The organism is Olleya sp. R77988 (assembly GCF_044594215.1).
In the GTDB taxonomy this organism is placed as follows: Bacteria; Bacteroidota; Bacteroidia; order Flavobacteriales; family Flavobacteriaceae; genus Olleya.
Genome location: NZ_CP138988.1, coordinates 2,723,577 through 2,747,209 on the forward strand (window position 1 = coordinate 2,723,577; position 23,633 = coordinate 2,747,209).

18 protein-coding genes are annotated in these 23,633 nt (G+C 31.2%); 4 read left to right on the top strand and 14 right to left on the bottom strand.

Features of this window, described 5'->3' with window-relative positions:
• Positions 1–39: 39 nt before the first annotated feature.
• On the top strand, positions 40–1,515 hold the full coding sequence (locus tag SJY17_RS12340) for a helix-turn-helix domain-containing protein (protein WP_397362866.1): 1,476 nt from the start codon (positions 40–42) through the stop codon (positions 1,513–1,515).
• A 65-nt stretch (positions 1,516–1,580) separates the two neighbouring features.
• Here the strand turns inward: SJY17_RS12340 and SJY17_RS12345 are convergent, their stop codons facing one another.
• From SJY17_RS12345 to SJY17_RS12355, 3 genes are all read right to left on the bottom strand, one after another.
• Complete coding sequence (locus tag SJY17_RS12345; protein ID WP_397362867.1) at positions 1,581–2,633, bottom strand: T9SS type A sorting domain-containing protein; 1,053 nt, start codon at positions 2,631–2,633, stop codon at positions 1,581–1,583.
• A 781-nt stretch (positions 2,634–3,414) separates the two neighbouring features.
• Complete coding sequence (locus tag SJY17_RS12350) at positions 3,415–5,172, bottom strand: hypothetical protein (RefSeq protein ID WP_397362868.1); 1,758 nt, start codon at positions 5,170–5,172, stop codon at positions 3,415–3,417.
• A 74-nt stretch (positions 5,173–5,246) separates the two neighbouring features.
• Positions 5,247–5,783 (bottom strand): hypothetical protein, encoded by a 537-nt coding sequence (locus SJY17_RS12355; RefSeq protein ID WP_397362869.1) that lies wholly within the window; start codon positions 5,781–5,783, stop codon positions 5,247–5,249.
• Between the two features lie 174 nt (positions 5,784–5,957).
• On the opposite strand from SJY17_RS12355, the gene SJY17_RS12360 reads away from it, so the two are divergent.
• Positions 5,958–8,762, top strand: a complete 2,805-nt coding sequence (locus SJY17_RS12360; protein ID WP_397362870.1) for a T9SS type A sorting domain-containing protein — start codon at positions 5,958–5,960, stop codon at positions 8,760–8,762.
• A 53-nt stretch (positions 8,763–8,815) separates the two neighbouring features.
• On the opposite strand, the gene SJY17_RS12365 is transcribed toward SJY17_RS12360, so the two are convergent.
• From SJY17_RS12365 to SJY17_RS12385, 5 genes are all read right to left on the bottom strand, one after another.
• Positions 8,816–10,051, bottom strand: coding sequence for a DUF6638 family protein (locus SJY17_RS12365; protein ID WP_397362871.1), 1,236 nt, complete (start codon positions 10,049–10,051; stop codon positions 8,816–8,818).
• Positions 10,052–10,109: 58 nt separating this feature from the next.
• Positions 10,110–10,751 carry a hypothetical protein gene (locus tag SJY17_RS12370; RefSeq protein WP_397362872.1) on the bottom strand — a complete coding sequence of 214 codons (642 nt, stop codon included), beginning with the start codon at positions 10,749–10,751 and terminating at the stop codon, positions 10,110–10,112.
• 33 nt (positions 10,752–10,784) lie between these two features.
• Entirely contained in the window at positions 10,785–12,740 is a 1,956-nt protein-coding gene (locus tag SJY17_RS12375; protein ID WP_397362873.1) for an AAA family ATPase, read from the bottom strand.
• Between the two features lie 120 nt (positions 12,741–12,860).
• Positions 12,861–13,922, bottom strand: coding sequence for a hypothetical protein (locus SJY17_RS12380; protein ID WP_397362874.1), 1,062 nt, complete (start codon positions 13,920–13,922; stop codon positions 12,861–12,863).
• 359 nt (positions 13,923–14,281) lie between these two features.
• Positions 14,282–15,622: a microtubule-binding protein gene (locus SJY17_RS12385; RefSeq protein ID WP_397362875.1), complete on the bottom strand. Its 1,341-nt coding sequence runs from the start codon at positions 15,620–15,622 to the stop codon at positions 14,282–14,284.
• Positions 15,623–15,822: 200 nt separating this feature from the next.
• Between SJY17_RS12385 and SJY17_RS12390 the strand changes: the two genes are divergently transcribed.
• Positions 15,823–16,011 carry a hypothetical protein gene (locus SJY17_RS12390; RefSeq protein WP_397362876.1) on the top strand — a complete coding sequence of 63 codons (189 nt, stop codon included), beginning with the start codon at positions 15,823–15,825 and terminating at the stop codon, positions 16,009–16,011.
• 55 nt (positions 16,012–16,066) lie between these two features.
• Here the strand turns inward: SJY17_RS12390 and ettA are convergent, their stop codons facing one another.
• The 6 genes from ettA to SJY17_RS12420 all read right to left on the bottom strand — a co-directional run bounded on the left by ettA (position 16,067) and on the right by SJY17_RS12420 (position 21,852).
• Positions 16,067–17,758, bottom strand: coding sequence for an energy-dependent translational throttle protein EttA (ettA, locus tag SJY17_RS12395; protein WP_397362877.1), 1,692 nt, complete (start codon positions 17,756–17,758; stop codon positions 16,067–16,069).
• A 50-nt stretch (positions 17,759–17,808) separates the two neighbouring features.
• Positions 17,809–17,985: a CAL67264 family membrane protein gene (locus SJY17_RS12400; RefSeq protein WP_397362878.1), complete on the bottom strand. Its 177-nt coding sequence runs from the start codon at positions 17,983–17,985 to the stop codon at positions 17,809–17,811.
• 83 nt (positions 17,986–18,068) lie between these two features.
• Complete coding sequence (locus SJY17_RS12405) at positions 18,069–18,938, bottom strand: pirin family protein (protein ID WP_397362879.1); 870 nt, start codon at positions 18,936–18,938, stop codon at positions 18,069–18,071.
• 52 nt (positions 18,939–18,990) lie between these two features.
• Positions 18,991–19,431: a MarR family winged helix-turn-helix transcriptional regulator gene (locus SJY17_RS12410; RefSeq protein WP_397362880.1), complete on the bottom strand. Its 441-nt coding sequence runs from the start codon at positions 19,429–19,431 to the stop codon at positions 18,991–18,993.
• A 9-nt stretch (positions 19,432–19,440) separates the two neighbouring features.
• Positions 19,441–19,971 carry an NADPH-dependent FMN reductase gene (locus tag SJY17_RS12415; RefSeq protein WP_397362881.1) on the bottom strand — a complete coding sequence of 177 codons (531 nt, stop codon included), beginning with the start codon at positions 19,969–19,971 and terminating at the stop codon, positions 19,441–19,443.
• A 132-nt stretch (positions 19,972–20,103) separates the two neighbouring features.
• Positions 20,104–21,852 (bottom strand): agmatine deiminase family protein, encoded by a 1,749-nt coding sequence (locus SJY17_RS12420; RefSeq protein WP_397362882.1) that lies wholly within the window; start codon positions 21,850–21,852, stop codon positions 20,104–20,106.
• 152 nt (positions 21,853–22,004) lie between these two features.
• On the opposite strand from SJY17_RS12420, the gene SJY17_RS12425 reads away from it, so the two are divergent.
• Positions 22,005–23,633: an acyl-CoA carboxylase subunit beta gene (locus SJY17_RS12425; protein WP_397362883.1), complete on the top strand. Its 1,629-nt coding sequence runs from the start codon at positions 22,005–22,007 to the stop codon at positions 23,631–23,633.

Below are 23,633 nucleotides of genomic sequence, written 5' to 3' on the forward strand. Positions count from 1 at the left end.
AAAAAAATATTAGTTCGCAAAAATTATTATATTTGTTTTATGGAAGAAGAATATATAAAATTAATTTTTGGATTAAAGCTAAAACAGATAAGGACTGACAGAGATTTATCATTATTTGGATTGTCCAAACTAACTGGCTTATCTAAGTCATATTTAAATGAAATAGAAAAAGGAAAAAAATATCCTAAACCAGATAAAATTGCTACACTTTCTGAAAAATTAGATGTACCCTATGACCAATTTGTGTCTTTGAAGCTAGATAAAAACTTAGCTCCTATTGGAGATATTTTAAAATCTAAAATACTAAAGGAAATACCATTAGAGCTTTTTGGAATTAAAGAAAGTACATTAATAGATATTGTTGCCAATGCACCAGCAAAAGTCAATGCATTTATAAGTACTATTATAGAAATTGCACAGCATTACAGTTTTAGTAAAGAAAGTTTTTACTTAGCTTCTCTTCGTTCCTTTCAAGAGGCAAATAATAATTATTTTGAATTATTAGAACAAGAAGTTTTAAATTTTTCTAAAGCCTACCAAATAGATTTAACAAAAAAGATAACCTCTAAAGATTTAGAAGAGATTTTAGTTGAAGAGTTTGGCTACACAATTAATAATAAAGACCTAGAAAAACATAAAGAATTAGATGAGCTGCGTTCTATTTTTATTCCAAAAACAAAAACTTTATTACTAGCAACACATATTGATGATGCGCAAAGAAGCTTTATTTATGCAAAAGAAATTGCATTTAATTATTTAAATTATCAAGAACGATTGTACACCTTTTCCTGGATTAAAATTGAAAATTTTGATCAAGTTTTAAATAATTTTTATGCTTCTTACTTTGCAGGATCACTTATATTACCACAAAAAATTATAGCAAAACAACTTACCAAATTATTTAAAAATGTAACTTTTGATAAGCAACAGTTTATAGCTATTGCTGAATCTTTTAATGCCTCTCCAGAGTCTTTTTATCAACGATTAACAAACATATTACCTAAAGCCTTTAATCTTCAAAATTTATTTTTTTTACGTTTTATTCATAAAACTAATAGCGAGAATTTTTATTTAACAAAAGAGCTTCATTTAACACATCAGCACTCGCCTCATTCCAACGAAACAAATGAACATTATTGTAGACGTTGGGTGTCTTTAAAAGTATTACAGGACATTGTAAAATCTAAAAAAGAGCATGTTTTTGATATTCAAATTTCAAACTATCCAGAAAGCAACCAAAAATATTTAGTGTTTTCTTCTGCAACTAAAGATCCTTTTAAAACAAATCAATATAGAAGTGTAAGTGTTGGATTATTAATAAACCAACAATTAAAACGAAAAATCGCTTTTTTAAATGACCCAAAAATTAAAGAATATAATGTAGGTGTAACTTGCGAGCGTTGTCCTATTGAAGATTGCTTAGACCGTAAGAAACCTCCTGTTATTTTAGAAAAACAGAAAAAGAACAATCAAATTGAACAAGTTGTTAAAGACCTGTTTAAACAGTTTAATTAGTTTTTTTTAAATAAAAAAAAGCACCAAACTTTTGTTTGGTGCTTTTTAATTATAAGTATCGTTAATTATTTTTTAATAAACTTTAACGTATTTCCGTCTTCTAATTTAAATAAATATAAATCACTAGATAGGTTCTGAATATCAATACTTTGATTAGCATCAACAGTTCCGCTTAAAACTTGTTGACCTAAGCTGTTAAAAACCGTATAAGCTAATGATCCTTTAAGGTTAGAAACCTTAATGAAATCGCTAGATGGATTTGGATATAATGTTATATTATCTGTTAAAGAAAATGTATTAGCAGATAAAGTTGGTAATGTAAATTTAGATATTTTATTTGCATCAAACTCAGCAATATAAACATCACTACCATTTACTGCTAAACCAGTTGGAGAGCTAACTCCAGTTACTAAATCTTCTTTAGCAGGAATTGCAGACATCAAATCTACTTTAGACACTTTATTACCACTATACTCTGCAACATAAAGATCGTTACCATTTGTTGTTACATCTATAGGTGTACTAAATCCTGTAACAAAATCTGTTGCAGTCGTTGCTCCAGAAGTAACATCTATCTTAGACACTTTGTTTGCACCAAGCTCTGCAATATATAAATCGTCATTTTTAAAAGTAATACCATATGGGCTGTTAAGTCCAGTAGCAACAGATTGAATAGTTGGTGTAGCAGCAGTTAAATCAATTTTTGAAATAGTGTTACTTGCAACTTCTGCAAAATATAAATCATTACCTTTTATTGCAATTCCACTTGGATTATTTAATCCAGATACCAAAGTAGTAACAACTGGAGTTGCAGTAGAGATGTCTATTTTAGTGATTTTATTACCATAATACTCAGTTACATAAAGAAAGTCTCCAGCAACCACTAATCCCATTGGTCTATCTAATCCAGTCACTACATTACTTTTTGTTGTTGGCAAAGGTGCAGTAATATCTAATTTAGAAATAACTCCTGTATTAAATTCTGAAATATATAAATCATTTCCAGAAAGCGCTAATCTGTAAGGATTGTTAGTTCCAGTTGCTACATCTGTTGTTTGAGCATTTAAACTAAAAACACTCAAAGCAATCATTGAGATTAAAATATAAATTTGTTTCATAAGAAAATTTTAAAGTCATAAAAAGTTACCTTTTTATGCAGTTCATAACTAAGTTAGAATTGGGGTTTAACATTTACAGTACATCCTAAATAATCATTATTTGTAGGAAATACTTTATTTACATGGCAAAAATAAATTAAAAATTGACATGACAATGCTTTTTGTCTTATTTTTTTGCTTTTAATCTGTTTTGTGTTGAAATTTATGAATACTTTTAGTTAATGATAGATGAATCACATCTGTTTATCATCAAAAAACAATCTAATTTATTGCAATATTCGTTATCTTTTTGACAAAGCACTACTAAAATCTCAATGATTAATGAATTAAGCTGCTTATTCTTAGGCTTTATTTTATAAGCAAAATTAAACTCTTTATAAGCTTCTTTATAGTTGCCAGATTTTAAGCGGTTTGTACCACAATACAATAAAAAGTCAAAAATCTCCTTATCTCTTTTATTATGGACAGCTGCTACTTGGTCATTAAGGTTTTTTGAATAATTGGTAAAGTCGTCCTTTTTTAATATAAAAAGAGTAACGATAAATACTATAAAACCTAAAGAGATATAAATGTAAAAATTACTTGATTTTTTTAGAAGGTTGTAATTTAAATGTTCTATGATAATTTGGTACTGCTGTAAAAGAGGGTTTTCTTTCTTTAGAGTAAGGTTTGCGTGGACGCATTTTATACACCCAACTTTGCATACCTAAACCCATGTAACCCATAACTTATCTTTATTTATAAGTTATGCTTTTCCAGAATTTGTTACACTTTAATAAAGTTATTCTCCATTTAACGAATCTATTTTACGTTGCAAACGTTCTATTTTATCTGCTTCAGTTTTCTTTACAATTGAGTCATATTGACGTTGAAGTTCTTGTAAAGTTTTACTATTGTCTGTATTATTAGCAGCACTTGTGCTATCTATTTCTATATATTGATCGTTTAGATCCTTCATAATTGCTTCAACCGCTTTGTCATCTGTTACAAAATACTCTCCAATACCTTCACTAGCTCTCCAAGCCTCATTTAATTGATCGTAAATAGATTTTTCCCAAGTACTTGGGTGTTTAGCATCAATCCAAATCACATCTTTATATTCGCTATCAATTAAAACTAAATCTGGTGTTGATGATCCATCAAACTGTTTAGCGTCAGAATCGCTAATAGACGATACTGTACCTAAAAAGAACATACGCTTACGTCCTGCTATGTTTTTTATGTATGGTCTAAATTCTACTGGAGTATTTGCTGACCAATCATATTCTTTTCTAGATTCTTTTACTTTAAGTGGCATTGCAGAAACACCTCCATAGCCTTGCTTTTTATGATTAAAATAATATAGTTTATCTGTTCCGTCTGAAGGTATAAATACGCTATAACTTAAACTGGTACGCTCTTCTCCTACTGGTTCTAGCCCAAACCAATGGTACAATCCACTATAGGCTTCAACTTTATTATCTGAAAAATCAAAATCTGTAACAAATGGTTGTTGGTTTTGATCTTTAGGCATTAAAGGTATTTTTACTGCTGTCTCCATATTCCATGGTAATGGATCACTAAAACCACCTAAAAACTTTAAAGATTCTGCTTGAAGTTGTGATACTTTTTCAGATAATGTATTTTGTCTTGTTAAATACGGGAAATTTTTCATCTCTTCTGGAGCAATAAATGTTCCTTTACCAATAGTTACACGTTCTACATAATCATTAAAATCGTGTGCGCCATTATCTATTACCATCACACCTCCAAAACTTGGATAAGGAAAGAAAAAGCCTTTCCATTTTATTAAGCTAACGACTTCAACCCATTGACCTTCGTCGTTTTTCATGTAAAACGTATCGCTTGGCTCATAATTAAATAACATCCAAGGATTAAAACGTTGTACTACTGCATTATATGTGTTACGACTAAACTTTAAAGATTCTCCAATAGAAAATGTTGCTGGTATCCTATTCTCGTTTGAAAAACGAGGAAATGGTGTTGTACTTGACACTGCAAAAATTTCTTCAGTATTATCGCTTATTCCTTGCCAAACGTACTTTTCTGTTGGCTGAATAGCCATAGTCCATTTGTTTTCATCTTCAATTCTTACTAAATGTGGCAAAGAGACATCCTTTGTTTCTCCCACACTTTCATTAGCCATAGAAAAAATATTACGAAGTGGTTGGATACGTTCGTTTTGTGTTAAAGGCAATTCATTAATTTCAACTTTATTTAAATCCTGAAAAACATTATAAGTTTTCATATACTCATACATTTTTTGTTGCCAACCAATAAAATATAAGGCTCCAAAAAAGATTAATAAAAGCGCTAAAATCCCTAAACGTTTTCCTGTTGATGTAGACTTTCTAAACGTTTTAAGCCCAAAAAACAATATAATTCCGCTTAGCAGTATAATAAAAATGTATTTACGCAAAAACAGTAAGAACGGTTGATAATCGTCTCTTAAAAAAAACAGTAATGCTATTAAAATTATAGCTAAAATGATGACAATAGTCTTTTGCTTTCCTCCTTTACTCCAATAATTTTTTATCATGATATCTTTTTGTTAGCTACTGCCTATTTAAAACAAATAACTATATAATTTTTTTAACTTTTTTTTGAAACAAATTACATCAACCCTTTATCCTTCAATCTATCTCTTGCGCTTTTTTCTTGTACTTTAGGCTCTTCTTTTATTTCGGTTTTAATTTTTTTAATAACCTTTTCTTCTTTATGAGTTAAATCATTTAAAAACTCTTTTCCTTTATTTAATCCTTCTTTAACTACATCTTCTAAGGATTCTGATTGCTCTTCAATAACTTCTCCAGATTTTAAAACAATAGTTGCCAAATAGGTACCTATTAAAGTCCCGAAAATTGCTGAAGCAAAAGCTGAAATTCCATAATAATTTCCAAAAATATCTATTGGTGTCAAAAACTGAAGTATTAATCCGGCTATTAAAAATATAATAGCAACATAGACTAATCTTGGTAAAAACTCTTGTTTATAAATAAAACCTTTTTTTTCCGATGGCTTCATTTGCAACTCTTTACTATTGAATACCTTATTGAAAAAACGGTATAATCCATTACTTTTAGACTCTGTCCAATACATGAATATTCCAAAAAGTATTGCCCCAATAAATATGATGATTTCTAAGCCCATAAGTTTTTTTTTAATAAGTAGTAAAGTTATAAGAATTGTTACAAGTAAACAAACATTAATTATTGTAGTTACTTAATCTTAAAAATACAACTCTTAATCCTATTTATAGTATAATGTTTTAGTATAATCATAATACAACTTATATTTAAGTGCTATTAATTATACTTATATTATATGAAATTTAAATTACTGACACTAGTCCTTTTTACAAATTTATTTTTATTACAAGCCCAAGAAGGTGATGGACAATTAAAAATCGCTGATGAATTTAATGTAAACTTCTCATCTAACGCTGATTATAATACAAACAATACTGGAATTGTTTATGAAAAAGAGTTTAGATCAAATGGATCTGGATATGTAAAAGTTCATTTTACAAATTTTGATTTAAAACCTGGTGATTATGTTAGAGTTTATAGTCCAAAGACTTTTGATGAAATTATTTACTCAAATCAAGGAAAAATTGTAGGGTTACAAAACGAGATGATAAGTGAATTTTGGTCAAGAACCATATGGAGTGACCATATTAAAATAGAGCTTCATAGCAACCAAATAAACAATACTCATTATGGATTTGATATAGATATTGTAGCTTATGGTTATAGTCTTGACAAGATAAATGAAGCTTTTCAAAATATAGAACTTGATACTGAATCTATTTGTAGTGTTGATGATAAAGAAGCTATTGTATGTTATGACGGAACAGAAATGGGTAGAAAAGCTACAGCTGTTTGTAGACTTTTAATTGGTGGAAGTGGACTTTGTACTGGATGGCTATTAGGATGTGATGGAAATGTTATGACAAATAATCATTGTATTGGTTCTGCTGCAGATGCTCAAAACACAGAATTTTTATTTAATTATCAATATGATTCTTGCACTGGAACAACTGATGCCATATCAGATTTAGTAGCAACATCATCCACATTTATTCAAACTGATGCCTCTTTAGATTTTACTCTAGTTTTATTACCAGTAAATCCAGTGCCAACTTATGGTTATTTAAGTTTATCGTCTGCACCTCCTGTTTTAGATGAAAGAATTTATATCCCACAACATCCAGGTGGTCGCAGAAAGGAAATTGCAGTAAATACTGATAGTAATGGAGATGCAAATGGGTTTGCTAAAATAACAAATGAAGGTGTTTTACCAAATCGTGTAGAATACCATTGTGATACAGAAGGAGGTAGTTCTGGTTCTCCTGTTTTACGTTATTCTGATAATTTAGTAGTTGCTATTCATAATACTGGTGGTTGTCCAAATGGATCAAATGGACGAAGTGATAACCTTATTGCTGCAATTGGAGCAAATATGCCAAATTGTGGTGTTGATGATCCAAATCCAGAAGCGCCTTCAATTACCTTTAGTAATGCTGGTGGGACTTTAAACGAAAATACAGGTTGTGATTTTCAAGATGTTGATTTTACATTAAGAATTGCTTTAGCGCCTTCTAATAATGCAGATGTTACCATTTCATTTTCAGGTACAGCAACTAATAATGTAGACTTTGAATTAATTACACCAAATACTGTAACCTTTTTAGCTGGGCAAACAGCAAACAAAACTGGTACATTAAGAATTTATAACGATGCTTTTATAGAAAGTGAAGAAACTATAACTTTAGATTTAGCGCTAAATGCTAATAATGGAGATGCCCAATTAGGCTTTCAAGACACATACACAATAACTATAAAAGATGATGATTATGACCCTTCTGTTGGAAATCAGATTAATTTTGCGTCTGATGATTTTGAAGGAACTTTATCTAATTGGACAGTAACAGGTAACGGAACTCCATCTTTTGCTATAGGAAATACAACTTCAGCAAGTTCGACCTCTTGGAGTGCAGCAGGAAATACTACAAATTTTGCATTTATTAATGATGATGCATGTAATTGCACAATGGATAATGAACGCTTAATGTATAATACAGCTTTTGACTTATCATCAGTAAGTACAGCTAGTATGTCTTTTGATATCATTCATACAGATAGTAACAATCAATATGCTTCTGACACTTTTGCACAAGTATCAACTGATAGTGGTTTTACTTGGCAAAATGTTGGAAATGAATTTATTTCTTACAGTTCTTGGTCTAATTTAAGTATTGATCTGACAGCTTATGCTGGAGAACCAAATGTTATGGTTTCAATTTTATATAGTGACTTAGGAAATTGGGCTTATGGATTAGCAATAGATAATTTTTCTGTTGATGGAAATGGAGACTCACTAATACAAACTGCTATAAATGATGGCAGTACTAATGCTGTTCTTCCTTTAGCAAGTGCTGGATTGATTTACGCTTATGATACTGGAAATGGAAGTATTATGGCAAACATTGAAAACAACGATGGTTTTGATTATGATTGTATTGATGTTTCTGTATCAAGATCTGGTACTAGCGCACAAGCTTTTCAAGGAAATTCTGGCTCTTTATCTGCTATGGATAAACAATTTACTATTACAACAACACAAACTACTCAAACTGGTAATAATACAATAACATTTTATTTTACTGAAGCTGAAATTGCTGGTTGGGAAACCGCTGTATCTAATGCTGGAGGTGCTTTTACTAGAAACGATATTGTTGTACACAGAGAATCGACTTCTGGGACTACTGAAGCTATTACTCCTACTATAGGAAACTATAATGGAGGTGTTATACTTACTGCAAATTTTACTGGTATTGATGGTCTCTTTAGTTTTGCTGCAGACCCAACATTATCATTAAGTAACTTTGATTCAAATTCATTTGTATTATACCCTAATCCTGCAAGTGATATTTTAATGATTGAAGCAAAACAATCTATCAAATCTGTTTCAATTTATGATATTAATGGAAGATTAATTAACAGTGTTAGTCTTGATAACTCAAAATTTAAACATCAATTAAATGTTAGTCAATTATCTCTAGGCTTATACTTTATTGAAATTGAATCTAAATCTTCTAAATCTGTTAAGAAGTTTATAAAACGATAAATACATTATAATTTTAAAATAAAAAATCCAGATGATAGTATCTGGATTTTTTATTAAATATTGTTGCTTATAGTCTCGATTACCCAATCTTTATAAGAATCGTCCCAAGTATTATACAGTCTATAAAACTCTTCTTTATCATACCAATACAAAAACAAAACATCTTTTGGAGACACATTTATTAATAGCTTCCAAATTAAATCTTGATGTTTTGCTGTTAAAGAAGAATGTGGTTCATGCAAAGCATTAAACATATTTTTGTCTACAATGTCTGCTATTTTAAACTGATTACTCATTTCTAACTTTTGCAAATACAACTCGACACCCATAACACGCTTTCTGGTATCAATATCTAGTTTGTTTAAATAACTTTTAAACAACACTTCATCACTTAAAATATCTTTTAATGGATGCTGAGTATCTTTTAAAGACATCGCAAACTCCACACTTTTAATACGTTGATATCTACTAGTATTTAATGCTGCTTCTAAATCATACTCTATTATAACATGATCCCTAAGTTTTTCCATTAATTCTGGCTGTTCTATATGAAAGATAATAACATCATGTGTTGTGTCCTTAATAGCTTCTTTATACCATTTAAGATTTTCAAAAACAATAATAGGCGAAATAAAATCGCGTAACAGATAAACACCTCCAAAAGACTTGGTGTAAAACGAATCTGTTTGATGTTGTAAGCTATGCAAACTTAAATCGCGACCTCTTAAATCTCCATACGTTTTTGCTGATTCTAAGATTTGAGCATGCAAGTCTTCATCAATAAAATTATTACCTTCTTTAAACGTATTTATTAATTTTTGCTGGTCTTTTTGAATCTGATCTAAATTATCTATTAGATGAAATTTAATATAAATTTTATTGTATTTTAAAACATCTAGAGGCTCGTAAAACGCATCAATATCTTGATCAAAATCAATACAAATTGCAGAGTCTCTGGTTATATCATTAATCTTTTCTCCATGTACCTGAAAGACTTGCTTCATCATCTCTCTATCAAAACTATGAAATGGAGAATACACAGGTTTTCCTTTTTGTAAAGGCGAAATAATAATAGCATGTGGATTAGCTTCGCCATTATTTAAATACATGGTAGACCCTTTTTCTTGTGCTATTTCTGGACTATATCCAATTCCGTCTATATTAAACTCTTTTAACTTAGTAGGTGCAAAACCAAGTTTTTTTAAGCATTGATTATAACGCTCGACTAATTTTCCACTTATTGGAATGAGCTCGCTTCTATATAGATTTGCTTGTTTTAATTTTTGCATCTTGTTTCCGCAAAAGCGGTATACTTTATTATTTTACTTTAATTTACCCACAGAAAATTTACTCTTCCTTTAAATTTTTAATCAATTTTATATTACCATCAATTGGAGCTATAGCAACTTCTTTTTCATCCTTGGTAATATAAAACACATACAAACTATTTTTACCTAACATTTTAATGTTTTGGGTTTCTCCATCTTCAAAAATTAACTGGTGTGTTAATTTAAAATCACCATTTTGAATTTTATCTCTTGTTTTTCCTCCTCGTCCAATTCCAAATCCAATAAATCCACCAAAAATGCAAAGTGCAATCATTACAACAACTAAGCCTTTAATACCTTCTTTAAGTGCTTTTATAGTTTTTTCTAATTTTTCTTTCTTTTTACCAGATTGATATTTTTCTTTTTTTCGTAACCAAACATAATATTTAGGTATAAACCTAGCATATAGAAAAGCAAATACAACACACATTACAACACCAATCAATAATTTTAAATCACCTGTTAAAACAGCAATTGGACTAATTAAGACATCTAAAATTGACGAGTATTCTAAAATATTGATACCTAAAAATTTATAGTATATAGTTTGATAAAACACACCTAAAATCAATAAAAAGACATATCCAATAGATAAGTAATCTTGTATTCCAAGATTAGATTCTTTTTTAATTATTACTTCTTCTTTGGTTTGCTCTTCCATATTAAAAATTATCCTAGATATAATTTGATGCTTTTATTTTCCAAACTGCTCTCTAGCTTTAGTTTCGATATTTAATTGGCTAATTCTTGCATCAACTTTACGCTTAAAGTCCGTATCTGCAATGGTTGCAACGTTATCTAAATAACGCACTACTTCTTGTCGCCTAATGTCTGAAAAGTCTAAGCCTTTCATATTTGCACGCATTAACTCTTGTAACATTCCGTATTTAGTATCGTAATCTTTTTTGAAATACGTTTCTGGATTTTCAAACCAATCTGGTTCTAAATCAAAATCTGTTAAACGTAATGACACTGCTTTTTGTATGTTACGCACATCACGAGATGAGAAGAAAGGAAATATCTTCTGAATCTCTGTATACAAATGTGCATAAAACATATGCTCTGTATCCTTATGTTTTTGTTCAACTCTTTCAAAAGTTTCTAATACACGTTGTTCTGTTGGGTTATCTATTTTTTCTAAAATATCACCTAAATTTTTAGCGACTTGCTGTGCATCTAAATAATTATAATCGTTAGGACTACTCATGTTAACAAAATCTGGCATTGTCTTATCTAACTTTCTCCACCATAAATGATCTTGGTCAATAAAATCATGTTCGTTACGTGCTCCATCAATTTTAAAACGACCTTGTACACGAGAGATAACTGCTTTATCTAACATTTCTGGTAAATTAGTAAATAACCCAATCGAGCTATTACCATAATTTACAGCATAAGCACCTTCTGTATAACGTAAAAACACACCAATTACCTCTTTTACACCAGCTGACACACCTTGTGTGGTACGTTCTTGCAGATTGTTTTCTGCATCATCAATTGGTGCAAAAATTAATTTTGTTGGATCCTGTAATGGTTTCATCCACTCTACCATCTTCTCTGCAGAACCTCCTTGAAACGTACTTATTAACGTGTCAGGCATTGGGTGAAATAAAAATGGTATATCTAAATTATCACTATGTTCTTTTAATCTAGTTGCAATTGCAGCAATTAACATACTTTTACCAGTACCTGGAATACCATAACCCATAAAAACTGGCATAAAACCACCTAGTTCTTGAAACGGATTTTTCTTAGCTTCAAAGTCGTAACTTAACATACGCTCTGTTAAACGACGTGCAAAATGCTTAGCATCTCTGTTACCTACAATCTGCTCGAACTGTATTTTATTAAACTCGACACTTTTTGCAGTTCCTGCAAATACGTTATCCCAACCAGAAACAGCAAACTCGCTGTTTTCTAGTTTATAAGTTCTGTCTTCTATACTTGCTGTATATTCTAAACTACTTTTACGTAGTTGAATCTCGTCTATTAACGCTTCAAAATAGACTACAGTAAAATCTGTTACATCTTTATCGCTTTTAATAATATCTGGATGTCCTAAATATTTGTCATAATAGAATAATGCACAAGAAATTCCTTTTAAAGGAGATAATAAGGATACTTCTGGAATACCTGCAAACTTCTGCTTCATTACAGATAAATCGTCTGAAGCATATGGTTTAATATTATGTAAAATATTATACGCAGTAGCAAATAACATAAATGCTGTTGCTGTTTGCATTTTGCTTTCATACTCACGCTTTCCACTAGTATCTAAAGCGGATTTGTTTTCGTTTAAAGTTGATAAACCTGAGGCGTCATAATAACTGTCTTTTATCCAAATACCCAAAGCTAATCCTTCCTGAACTGCATATAAGGTTTGATTTAACTTTACTGGTATTGCTATGGAATCTGGCAACAAACGCTTTTTAAGCTCTAAAATAGTTTTTGAAACCGAAGTAACATCAACACTACTTCCATTATTAGCTCTTGATAGGTACAGTAAAATAGACTCGTCTTTTGCGTCTTTGTCTTTGTTTTTTGCTCGTGCACCTTGTGTCCACTGGATACTTTTAATGTATGAGGTTGCTTCTTCACGAAGCATATCAAGCTGGTTTTGTTTTATTGGGAATGTTGAATTGTGTTCCATATTTTTTAGTCTTCAGTCTCAGTCTCAGTAAACAGTGTTTACTCTAGCTGAAACTTTTTTAATGTTATTTTATTCAAAATCGCATTACTGAAAAACTGCAAACTGCGACTGTAAACTAATTTATATTTTATCAATTTTTAAATCCGAAACTTCAAAAGGTGGTTTTGCCAGCTTATTCATTATTTCAGGGTTTTTATTGTATAGTAATTGTATGACTCTGTGTGGTGCAAACACATATCCTTGTTTGATTGGTGCACTCCAATTTTGAAGCGTTTGTTTGCTAAAAAAACCACCTTCTGTAAAGGTGCTTCCAGAAAACACTTCGTGTATTTTAAATGACAAGGCGTAAGCTTCTAAAGGAATTTCTTTTTTAGAAATAGCTTCTAGAATGGTATGTGTTAAATCGTTATCATCTTTTGCAAACACATTATGAAACGCTCCTATGTCTATACGTTTTAATGATTTTGGTAATACATTTTTTAATTTTCTATCAATACCATAAGCCATAGTATCCATATTCATTTTACGATCTGCTACTGTTTTAAGCGTATCATAAATATCCTCCTTTTCTTTTAATGGGTCTTTTCCATCATAATCAAAATACATAAAACAGACAAAGGGTCTGTTTAATGACACATCATAAAAACTCCAACTAGTCATATATTGTGCTTGACTACCTTCTGGTGCTTTTATTATTTTGCCTTGCACAAAACGATTGAAAATATATTTTTGTTGTACTGATGTATAATAAACTATTGATGCTGCTTGAAACAGTTTATCCCGATTAACAGGTTGCTTTTTGCGTAATAATTGGTCTAAAAATTCGTCCTGTAATACTGATGTGTCTTTAAACTTTTTTAAATGACTATCGCGTAATGACAAGTCGTTGTAGAGATATCTAAATTCTAAATAATTAGGAAATCCTAAGTCTGTAACATCTACTTTCATGTTGTCTTCTTCGTCATACATGTACTTGATACGCATGGCTTCTATTGAATACAATAACAAATCGCAGTATTGCTTAAAAAACACCACTTCTTGCTTGGTACATAGTCCATTTTGTTGGACACCAACAATCAATTCTTTTAAAGCAAAGTCTACCTTTTTGTGATAAAACACATATTGCTCTTTACTATCTAAAATAGCAGAATCTAAAGGTGTTACGATGTGGTTTAGTGACATTGTTTAAGTAAATGTTTTTTTGTGGTTAGTTACCACGAATTTACAAATTATTATAAATTATATTTTTCTTTACAGATGTGTTTTGTGACTGTCTCAACTTTACCGTTTTCCTTTTTTATTACATCTTCTACGATATAACATTCTTTATGATCGTTTGCAAAATAAATAAAACCTATTACTACTATTGAAAGTAATAGTATTGAATATGTTATATTTTTTTTCATTTTGGTCTCGAGTAAGTACTTGAGTAAGTGCGTTAAGGATTGAACGGTCTGTCTGAGCTCCTCGCAGAGAGCGAGTAGTGAAAGCCTGACCTACTTTTGCCATTAAAAGCAAAAGTAGGAAACGCCCAAATTATATTATCCTAGTAAATCGTCATTACCACTTTCTGGTTCTGGTTTTCCTGCTGGATTACCATCTCCTGAAGGTGCACTTCCGTCTGCTTTATAATAGTCTTCAAAAATCTCTTTCATATCAATACCATAACGGTCTGCAAAGTTTTTTTGGATAGACTTATCTTTTTCTCTAATTTCTTGTAATGCTTCTGCATAACTACCATAAACACCTTGCATAACCTTTTCGTGTACTGGAATGTTATCCATCATTTCTTGACGTGCTTTAGCACTTGCTGTATGCATTGCTGCTAGAGTCTCGCCAATATGTTCGTCTGTTTTTACTCCTAAATGCTCTAGGATTGCTGCAAACTCTTGATCTGTACGTGCTTTTAAAGCCACTACGTATCCATCGTAATATTTTAAACGCTCATCTGTATCTGATTTTAATTTAGCACGATGCGTTTGTAAATTACTACGTAAAGATGTTAATACTTTAATTGTTAAATTGTGCTTATGTACAAAACTATCTTTTGATGCTGCTAGTGTTGTGTAAGCGTTTTTAAGTCCTTCCAACTCTTCTACTTTTTGCTCTAAAGTGGTTACTTTTGATAAGGCTTCAGAGTATGCTTCTGATTGCTTATCTGATACTTCTTCTAAAGCTTGACGTGCTTGTTTTAATAAAGCGTACTGCTCTTCAAGTTGATCTTCTACTTCTTTTTTCTTTTGAAGTGCTTTTGTGTGGTTATTACTAGCTTCTACAATTGCAGTTTTAAGACTTTCTTCTACTTCTTTAATTTCGACCTCTCTGTCTTTTAGACGTTTGATTGCTGCTTGACTCTTATAAGACAATTCTCCTAATAATGTTTGTACATCTGCAGTTTCGATACGTTGCTGAAACATAGCTTTTGCTTTATTGTCTGCTTCATCACGTTGTTTTTGTGCTTTTTTAAGCTCTTGCTCTGCTTTTTTGATTTTACTTTTACGTCCCCAAAGATTATTCCACCATGTATCTGGTTTATTGTTTGCGTCTTCAAGCTCTACCTTAGAACGCTCTAAACGTTTTATAGCATCGTCGATTATTTTTTGCTCGTCTGCATTTAATGCAGAAAAACCTTCAAACATAATCCCAACTTCATCTTGGTAATCTGTTAAGTCTTTAATAGCATCCAATAGTGTAGACCTATCCTGCTCTGCCATACCAACAACATTGTCTAATGTTGCATTTAATATTTTTTGTCTGCTTTCTGGATCATCTTCTTGAGCCAATTTAGACTTCATTGTGTCAATTGCTTTTCCCCAATTAACATCTACTTTACTTGTTTTTTCTTGAGAATTGGTTTCTAATAGGTCAAAATCGTCTGCCATTTTTTATGTTGTTTTAGGTTGTACAAATTTTAGTAAAGCAATTTCGGAAAAAAATAGTAGTTCGCGAAATATTTATACTACGATTATATGTATAAATTGTAATAAAAATGTTACAGTTTATCTTTTATTTAATTTGAATCTTATTTATTATTTTATATTTGAGTAGATTTTTTAAATTATAACTTAATTTTTTTTAATAAATGCCTACATATTTAATCTTTACAATTTTGGGTGGTATCCTTTTTTTAGGTGTTGCTTTTAGTATTGTAAAAAAGAAAAAAAAATTAGAAAAAGAGCATAAAAAAATAATGGAAGATTTTGATAAAACTCTTGAAGAAGCCAATAAAAAAGGTGACTATCAAGATTTTACTGAGGACCATTTATATTAACAATAAAATTATAACAAAAAAGCCTTCCATTTGGAAGGCTTTTTTATGCTTAAAACTATCTTACTAGTTTTTTATATTTTATTCGTTTTGGCATTAAATCTCCACCTAAACGTTTCTTCTTATTTTCTTCATATTCGCTAAATCCACCTTCAAAGAAATACACTTGAGAATCTCCTTCAAACGCTAAGATATGTGTACAAATACGATCTAAGAACCATCTATCGTGACTAATGACAACTGCACATCCTGCAAAATTTTCAAGACCTTCCTCTAAAGCCCTTAAAGTATTGACATCTAAATCATTAGTAGGCTCGTCTAAAAGTAACACATTACCCTCTTCTTTAAGCGTCATTGCAAGATGAAGTCGATTACGCTCTCCTCCAGACAGCAGTTTTACCTTCTTGTTTTGCTCTCCTCCAGAAAAGTTAAATCGACTTAAATAGGCTCTAGAATTTACTTCCTTTCCTCCCATCATAACTAACTCTTGCTCATCACTAAAGTTTTGCCATATTGTTTTTTCCGGATCTATGTTTGAATGTTTTTGATCTACATATGCAATTTGAGCTGTCTCACCAACTTTAAACTCGCCTTTATCAGGTGTTTCCTCACCCATTATCATTCTAAAAATAGTGGTTTTACCTGCTCCATTTGGACCAATAACACCAACAATTCCTGCTTGTGGTAAGTTAAAGTTTAAATCTTCGTATAATAATTTATCATCATAACCTTTACTAATACCTGAAGCTTCAATAACATTTGTACCTAATCGTGGTCCATTTGGAATGTATATTTCTAGTTTTTCGTCAAGTTGTTTTTGGTCTTGACTCATTAACTTGTCATAATTTTTTAAACGTGCTTTTTGTTTAGTTTGTCTTCCTTTTGCACCTTGTTTAACCCATTCTAGCTCACGCTCTAAAGTTTTTTGACGTTTAGAAGCTGTTTTGCTTTCTTGAGCCATACGTTTAGATTTTTGATCTAACCATGACGAATAATTTCCTTTCCAAGGAATACCTTCTCCTCTATCTAATTCTAAAATCCAACCTGCTACATTATCTAAAAAGTATCTATCGTGTGTTACAGCAATTACAGTTCCTTTATATTGTGCTAAATGATGCTCTAACCAATGTACAGACTCTGCATCCAAGTGGTTGGTAGGCTCATCAAGTAGCAATACATCAGGCTCTTGTAATAATAAACGACATAATGCTACACGACGACGCTCTCCTCCAGACAAAACTCCAATTTTTTTATCACCATCAGGCGTACGTAACGCATCCATAGCAATTTCTAATTTGGTGTCCAATTCCCAAGCATTTGCAGCATCAATTTGATCCTGAAGCTCAGCTTGTCTGTTCATCAATTTTTCCATCTTATCTGCATCAGAATAGACTTCTTCCAAACCAAATTGGTCATTTATACTATTATACTCATCAAGGATTGCAACTGTTTCTGCTGCACCTTCACGCACAATTTCCATAACTGTTTTATCGTCATCCAATTGTGGTTCTTGCTCTAAATACCCTACAGAATAACCTGGAGAGAACACTACATCACCTTGATAGTTTTTATCTACTCCAGCAATAATTTTTAATAAGGTTGATTTACCTGAACCATTTAAACCTAAGATTCCGATTTTTGCTCCATAAAAGAAGCTTAAATATATGTTTTTAAGTACTGGAGTTTGTGCACTTTGAAATGTCTTGGTCAAACCAGACATTGAGAAAATTACTTTTTTATCGTCAGACATAATTATTTATGAGTTTTGATTTATTATTTATTTAGCTGGATTTTTATAAACTAAACACGACCTTTTAAAGCATTAAACACCCAAGCAATTGCAAAAAAACCAATTCCAACAGATGCAAAACCCCATCCTGCAACTTCATTATATCTAAAAGCTCCTAACCCTATTAATCCTAAACCTACTATTATCATAATTGCAGTAGCCCAAGCTAATACAGTGTTTTTATTCATTGCCATAATCTAATTTTACTAAAATGTGAATTACAAATATCGTGTATTTAAACAAAAAAAACATCCTTTTGGGATGCTTAATTTTAACTTGGAAGAAATCCCATTTTACCCATCTGATAATCTCGCATTGCTTCCATGATTTCTGTCTGCGTATTCATTACATATGGTCCATAGCTTTTAACTTTTTCTTTTAAAGGTTGACCAGATAAAAATAAAAGCTTGCTGTTTTCTTGTGCCTTTAAATGTACTCCTTCACCATCTTGATTAAATTCTATTAATTGATTATTGTTTAATGACAAATTTGCATCCTTGTTTACATCTATATTTCCGTTAAGTAGATACAGCATTACTTGATGTGTATTATCAATTGGGAGATAATACTCGCCATCCTTTTTAAAATCCATCAAAAAGGTATTTACTGAGGTTTGCGTAGCAATACTTCCGTTTTTATTATCAAGGTTTCCAGCCACAATTTTAATTACAACTTTACCGTCTTTAGAAACTATACTATTAAAATCTTCACTTTTAACATGTTGATAATTTGGTTGTATCATCTTTTTTTTAGCTGGTAAATTTAGCCAAAGCTGTATTCCTTCCAGAGTCCCTCCTTTTTCAACAAACTGTTTTGTTGGTCCTTCTGCATGAATAATCCCTCTTCCAGCTGTTGTCCATTGTACATCACCAGCTTTTACAACACTTTCATTTCCAAGAGAATCACGATGTAACTGTTCTCCTTGAATTAAAAAGGTTATTGGTTCAAAACCACGATGTGGATGTGGACCTAAATCAAAAGGGTTGTTTTTTTTATCTATTGTGTATGGACCATAATGATGTAATAATATAAATGGATCTATATTATCTATTTGTTTTGTTGGAATGGGTTGACGCAATTGTATTGGTCCCATATTTACAAAATCACTTCTTCCTATGTTTTTTATTGTATTAAATTTCATGTTTTTATTGTTTTTTTAGTTTCCATGGAAACTATTTGATTAAAAAAATGCACTAACGCATTTTATCTAATAAATCACTTAATTGTGCTGCTTCTTCTTCTGTTAACTTATCAAGCAAATTGTGCGATGGGCTACTTGGTTTTATCTTGCTAAGCAAGTTTAGACCGTTTTTAGTAATTTCAATTAAGACTACTCTTCTATCTTCAGGGTATGCAATACGTTTAATTAAATCTTTATCACACAATTTATCGGTTAGTCGTGTTAAATTAGGTGCTCTCTCTACCATTGTGTCTTTTATAGTCTGGACTTTTACTGGCTGTTTTGCTCCTCTTAAAATCCTTAAAATATTATACTGCTGTGGAGATAATCCAAACTGTTTAAAAAAATCATTTTGAAAACTAGAAATATGGTTAGCTGTATATAAAATATTAAGCATCGCTTTTATCTTATTGTTTTCAAATTTAGAATTAATGTCTTTTGCAAAATCTGCCATGATCATAAATTAGTTATTTAATAAAAATGCATTAACTTCCTTTACTAGTGCTTGGTTAAGTGCTTCATTTATAATTTTACCTTCTTTAAAATTTTCATTAAAGGAAGGTAAACTGAATTTAGCACTAATCTTTGCTGCAAACCTTGGAAAACTAGCTTCTGCTATATCAAACACAGATTTTCCAGCTCTTCCTCCTGGAGACGTACTCATTAACAACATGTTTTTATCCTGAAAAATGTTTTTATCTATACGTGACATCCAATCAAACAAACTTTTAAAAGCTGCAGTATAATTACCATTGTGCTCTGCTAATGATATAATTATTCCATCGCAACTTTTAATTTTATCAAAAAAATGTTGAGCGTTTTCTGGTATACCTATTTTAGTTTCAATATCAATACTATAAGTAGGGATTTTAAAATTGTTTAGGTCTAAAATCTCTACTTCTTTGTTTTCAATTAATGACGATGCATAAACTGCGAGTTGTTTATTTATTGACGTTAAACTATTGCTAGCACCAAATGCGATTATTTTTTTCATATTGAGTTTCTTTTTACAAAGATACATAAAATGAATTTATTTTACAAGGAAACTAATTCCTTGTTTTATATTGAGATTGAAACTAAAAAAGCACCTTTAAAATAGGTGCTTTTTTTATAATGATTAAGTTGATTATATCTTAATTATCTTTCGGTTGATTTTACCAAAATTGCCTTCAAAAACAATATATAACACACCTTTCCATACTTCATTTAACTCTAGTTTAACAACACCATTTCCGGATTTTATTTTATTACTAAACAATTGTTGACCTAGTGTATTATAAATAGATACATTTATTAATCCTTCAATATTTTTTAAATTAAATGACACATTATTTCTTGTAGGGTTTGGATAAGGTAGTGATATGTTATTTTCTGCCCATTGTTGTGTTGATAGCGTGTTTACCTCTGTAGTCCAATAACCCATTGGAGCAACCAAAGGACGAGTTAATACTTTGCCTGATACTGCCTGAGCAGAGATATAATAGTCTATATTAGTTGAACTAGCAATTAATGGTAAATTAGCAGTCCAATCGTCTCCACTAACAAGAGACATTGCGGTTTCGTTAAACGTTGTTGTCCCTCCCTCTCTCCAAAATACTTTAGCACTTGCAATACCAGACACGTGTTTTATCATAGCATCTATAGCAATATTTGCTCCAGAATTTGCATAAGTAACAGGTTGATGTACTATCCATAAAGGCTCTGCAACTCCTATTGTATGAGTAATACAATGTATAGCTCCACTTGAAGCAATTAGGTTTTCGCCAGAATTATCTACATCAATTCCAACTACATTATAACCTGGCATTAGCTCTTGATATTTAGCCAAAGCAGGTCCATCCACAGATGGTCTATACGTTGGAACTAAGATTGATTTATTTAATATTAGCGAATTACTAAACGTACGATAGTAGCCACCTGTATCTGGATAAGAACCTCCAGTACTTGGAGGAGAATCTATCCATTCTACTTTATAAGGCGTTCCAAAAGGTGATTGAAAATTATTTAATACATATTGAATATTTGCTTCAATCTGTGGTCCATCTGCTACTCCATTAGGGTATTTACTAACCAATAAAGTTTCTTCATCTAACAACTTCATGTGCATGTCTATATGATGTATGCCATCATAAGGCAAAGTTGGCATTTTAATATAATTATCAATTCCCATGTAATTATACATAATATTATCAATCTCAGTTTCAGTTTTAGCAGTAACATTATAAGGATTTCCAACTTCATTTTCTTCTAAAATTAGCTCTGATGCAAAAGCATTTCCTAATCCATCAGACATATAATTCCCTCCTGTGTTAACAAGATCATTTGTTCCAGAATCTGTTACATAAATTGGTAAACTTAACATATTAGCATGCTGAGTTGGGACAACATCATCTGCAGGTCTTGGTCGATTATAAATCCAATCCACCAATCCTATTTGGCCAACATCATTATTATAAATGGTATTTCCAGCATAATCCCGTATCCAAATACTGTTTGATGCAGCATTTAAAAACGAAACGTTTGTTAAATCAATTCCGTTTGAGGTTAAGTAACTAGAAACCGAAGATTGGTTTTGAGTAACTATAATTACTTTACATTCTGTGACACCAACTGCTACAATCTGACGTAAAATGTTTTGATAACTTGAAGTCCATCTAACCACTAAATACTCTACCTCTTCCCATTCTGCAGCAGCTCTGACTGGTCCTGATGGAGCAGCAGTTGCTACTGAACTTTTAAACTGAAATTGAGAGACTAAAGATTGTTCGGTTTCGGTTAACCCTTTGGGTAAGACAGTATTGTCTTGCGCAATGTTAGCTTGAACAAAAAAGACAAGAAATAATAATACAGTAAATTTCTGCTTAAATAAATACATAGTAGGTTGGTTTTAAATTTGGTGTTACTAAGATATAAAATTAAAGCTTAATCAAATAATTTTAAAAGGGATAAAAATCTTAATCAATATAACTATCAAGTTTTCGTGAGACTATTAACTTTTGTATTTTTACAACAAACAAAATGTAATCAATGGATATTAACTTCAACAAAAACGAAGATCATAATAAATTACTTCTTTCTAAACTCAAGTCTAAACTGGCAAAGGTTAAACTTGGTGGTGGAGAAAAGCGTATTGAAAAACATCATGCAAAAGGTAAAATGACAGCTAGAGAGCGTGTTGATTATTTATTAGACGCCAAAGCTAAGTCTATTGAAATTGGTGCTTTTGCAGGAGAAGGTATGTATGCAGAACATGGTGGTTGCCCATCTGGAGGTGTTGTTGTTAAAATGGGTTACATTAAAGGAAAACAATGTATTGTTGTTGCAAATGATGCTACAGTTAAGGCTGGTGCTTGGTTCCCTATTACAGGAAAAAAGAACCTTAGAGCACAAGAAATTGCAATGGAAAACAAATTACCAATTATTTACTTAGTAGATTCTGCTGGTGTTTATTTACCAATGCAAGACGAAATTTTTCCAGATAAAGAACATTTTGGTCGTATTTTTAGAAATAATGCTATAATGAGCAGCATGGGAATTACCCAAATATCTGCTATTATGGGAAGCTGTGTAGCTGGTGGAGCCTATTTACCTATTATGAGTGACGAGGCTATTATAGTTGATAAAACTTCAAGTATTTTTCTAGCAGGAAGTTATCTAGTTAAAGCTGCAATTGGAGAGACTATTGATAACGAAACTTTAGGAGGAGCTACCACACATTGCGAAATTAGTGGTGTTACAGATTACAAAGCTAAAGATGACAAAGATGCTTTGGATAAAATTAAGCGCTTAATTGATAAGATTGGCGACTATGATAAAGCTGGTTTTAGTAGAAACGAAGCTAAAAAACCAAAAGAAAACCCTGAAGATATTTATGGTATTTTGCCAAAATCTAGAGCAGACCAATATGATATGAAAGCCATAATCAAACGTCTGGTGGATGATTCTGAGTTTGATGAGTATAAAGAGGACTACGGAAAAACAATAATTACTGCCTATGCTAGAATTGATGGTTGGGCTGTAGGTATTGTTGCAAACCAACGTCAATTAGTCAAAAATGCAAAAGGCGAAATGCAATTTGGTGGTGTTATCTATAATGATAGTGCAGATAAAGCCACACGATTTATTGCTAATTGTAACCAGAAAAAAATTCCGTTAGTATTTTTACAAGATGTTACAGGTTTTATGGTTGGAAGTAAAAGTGAGCACTCCGGAATTATTAAGGATGGAGCAAAAATGGTAAATGCTGTTAGTAATAGTGTTGTACCAAAATTTACTATTGTTTTAGGTAATAGTTATGGAGCTGGTAATTATGCTATGTGTGGAAAAGCTTATGACCCAAGACTAATTGCAGCTTGGCCAAGTGCAGAATTAGCAGTAATGAGTGGTAATAGTGCTGCAAAAGTATTGTTGCAAATTGAAAAAGCATCACTTAAAAAGAAAGGTGAAAAAATTACCAAAGAAAACGAAGACGAATTATTTAATAAAATTAAGGCACGATACGACAATCAAGTCTCTCCTTATTATGCAGCTTCGCGTATTTGGACAGATGCAGTAATAGATCCTTTAGACACCAGAACTTGGATTAGTATGGGAATTGAAGCTGCAAACCATGCTCCTATTGAAAAACAGTTTAATATGGGAGTTTTACAGGTTTAG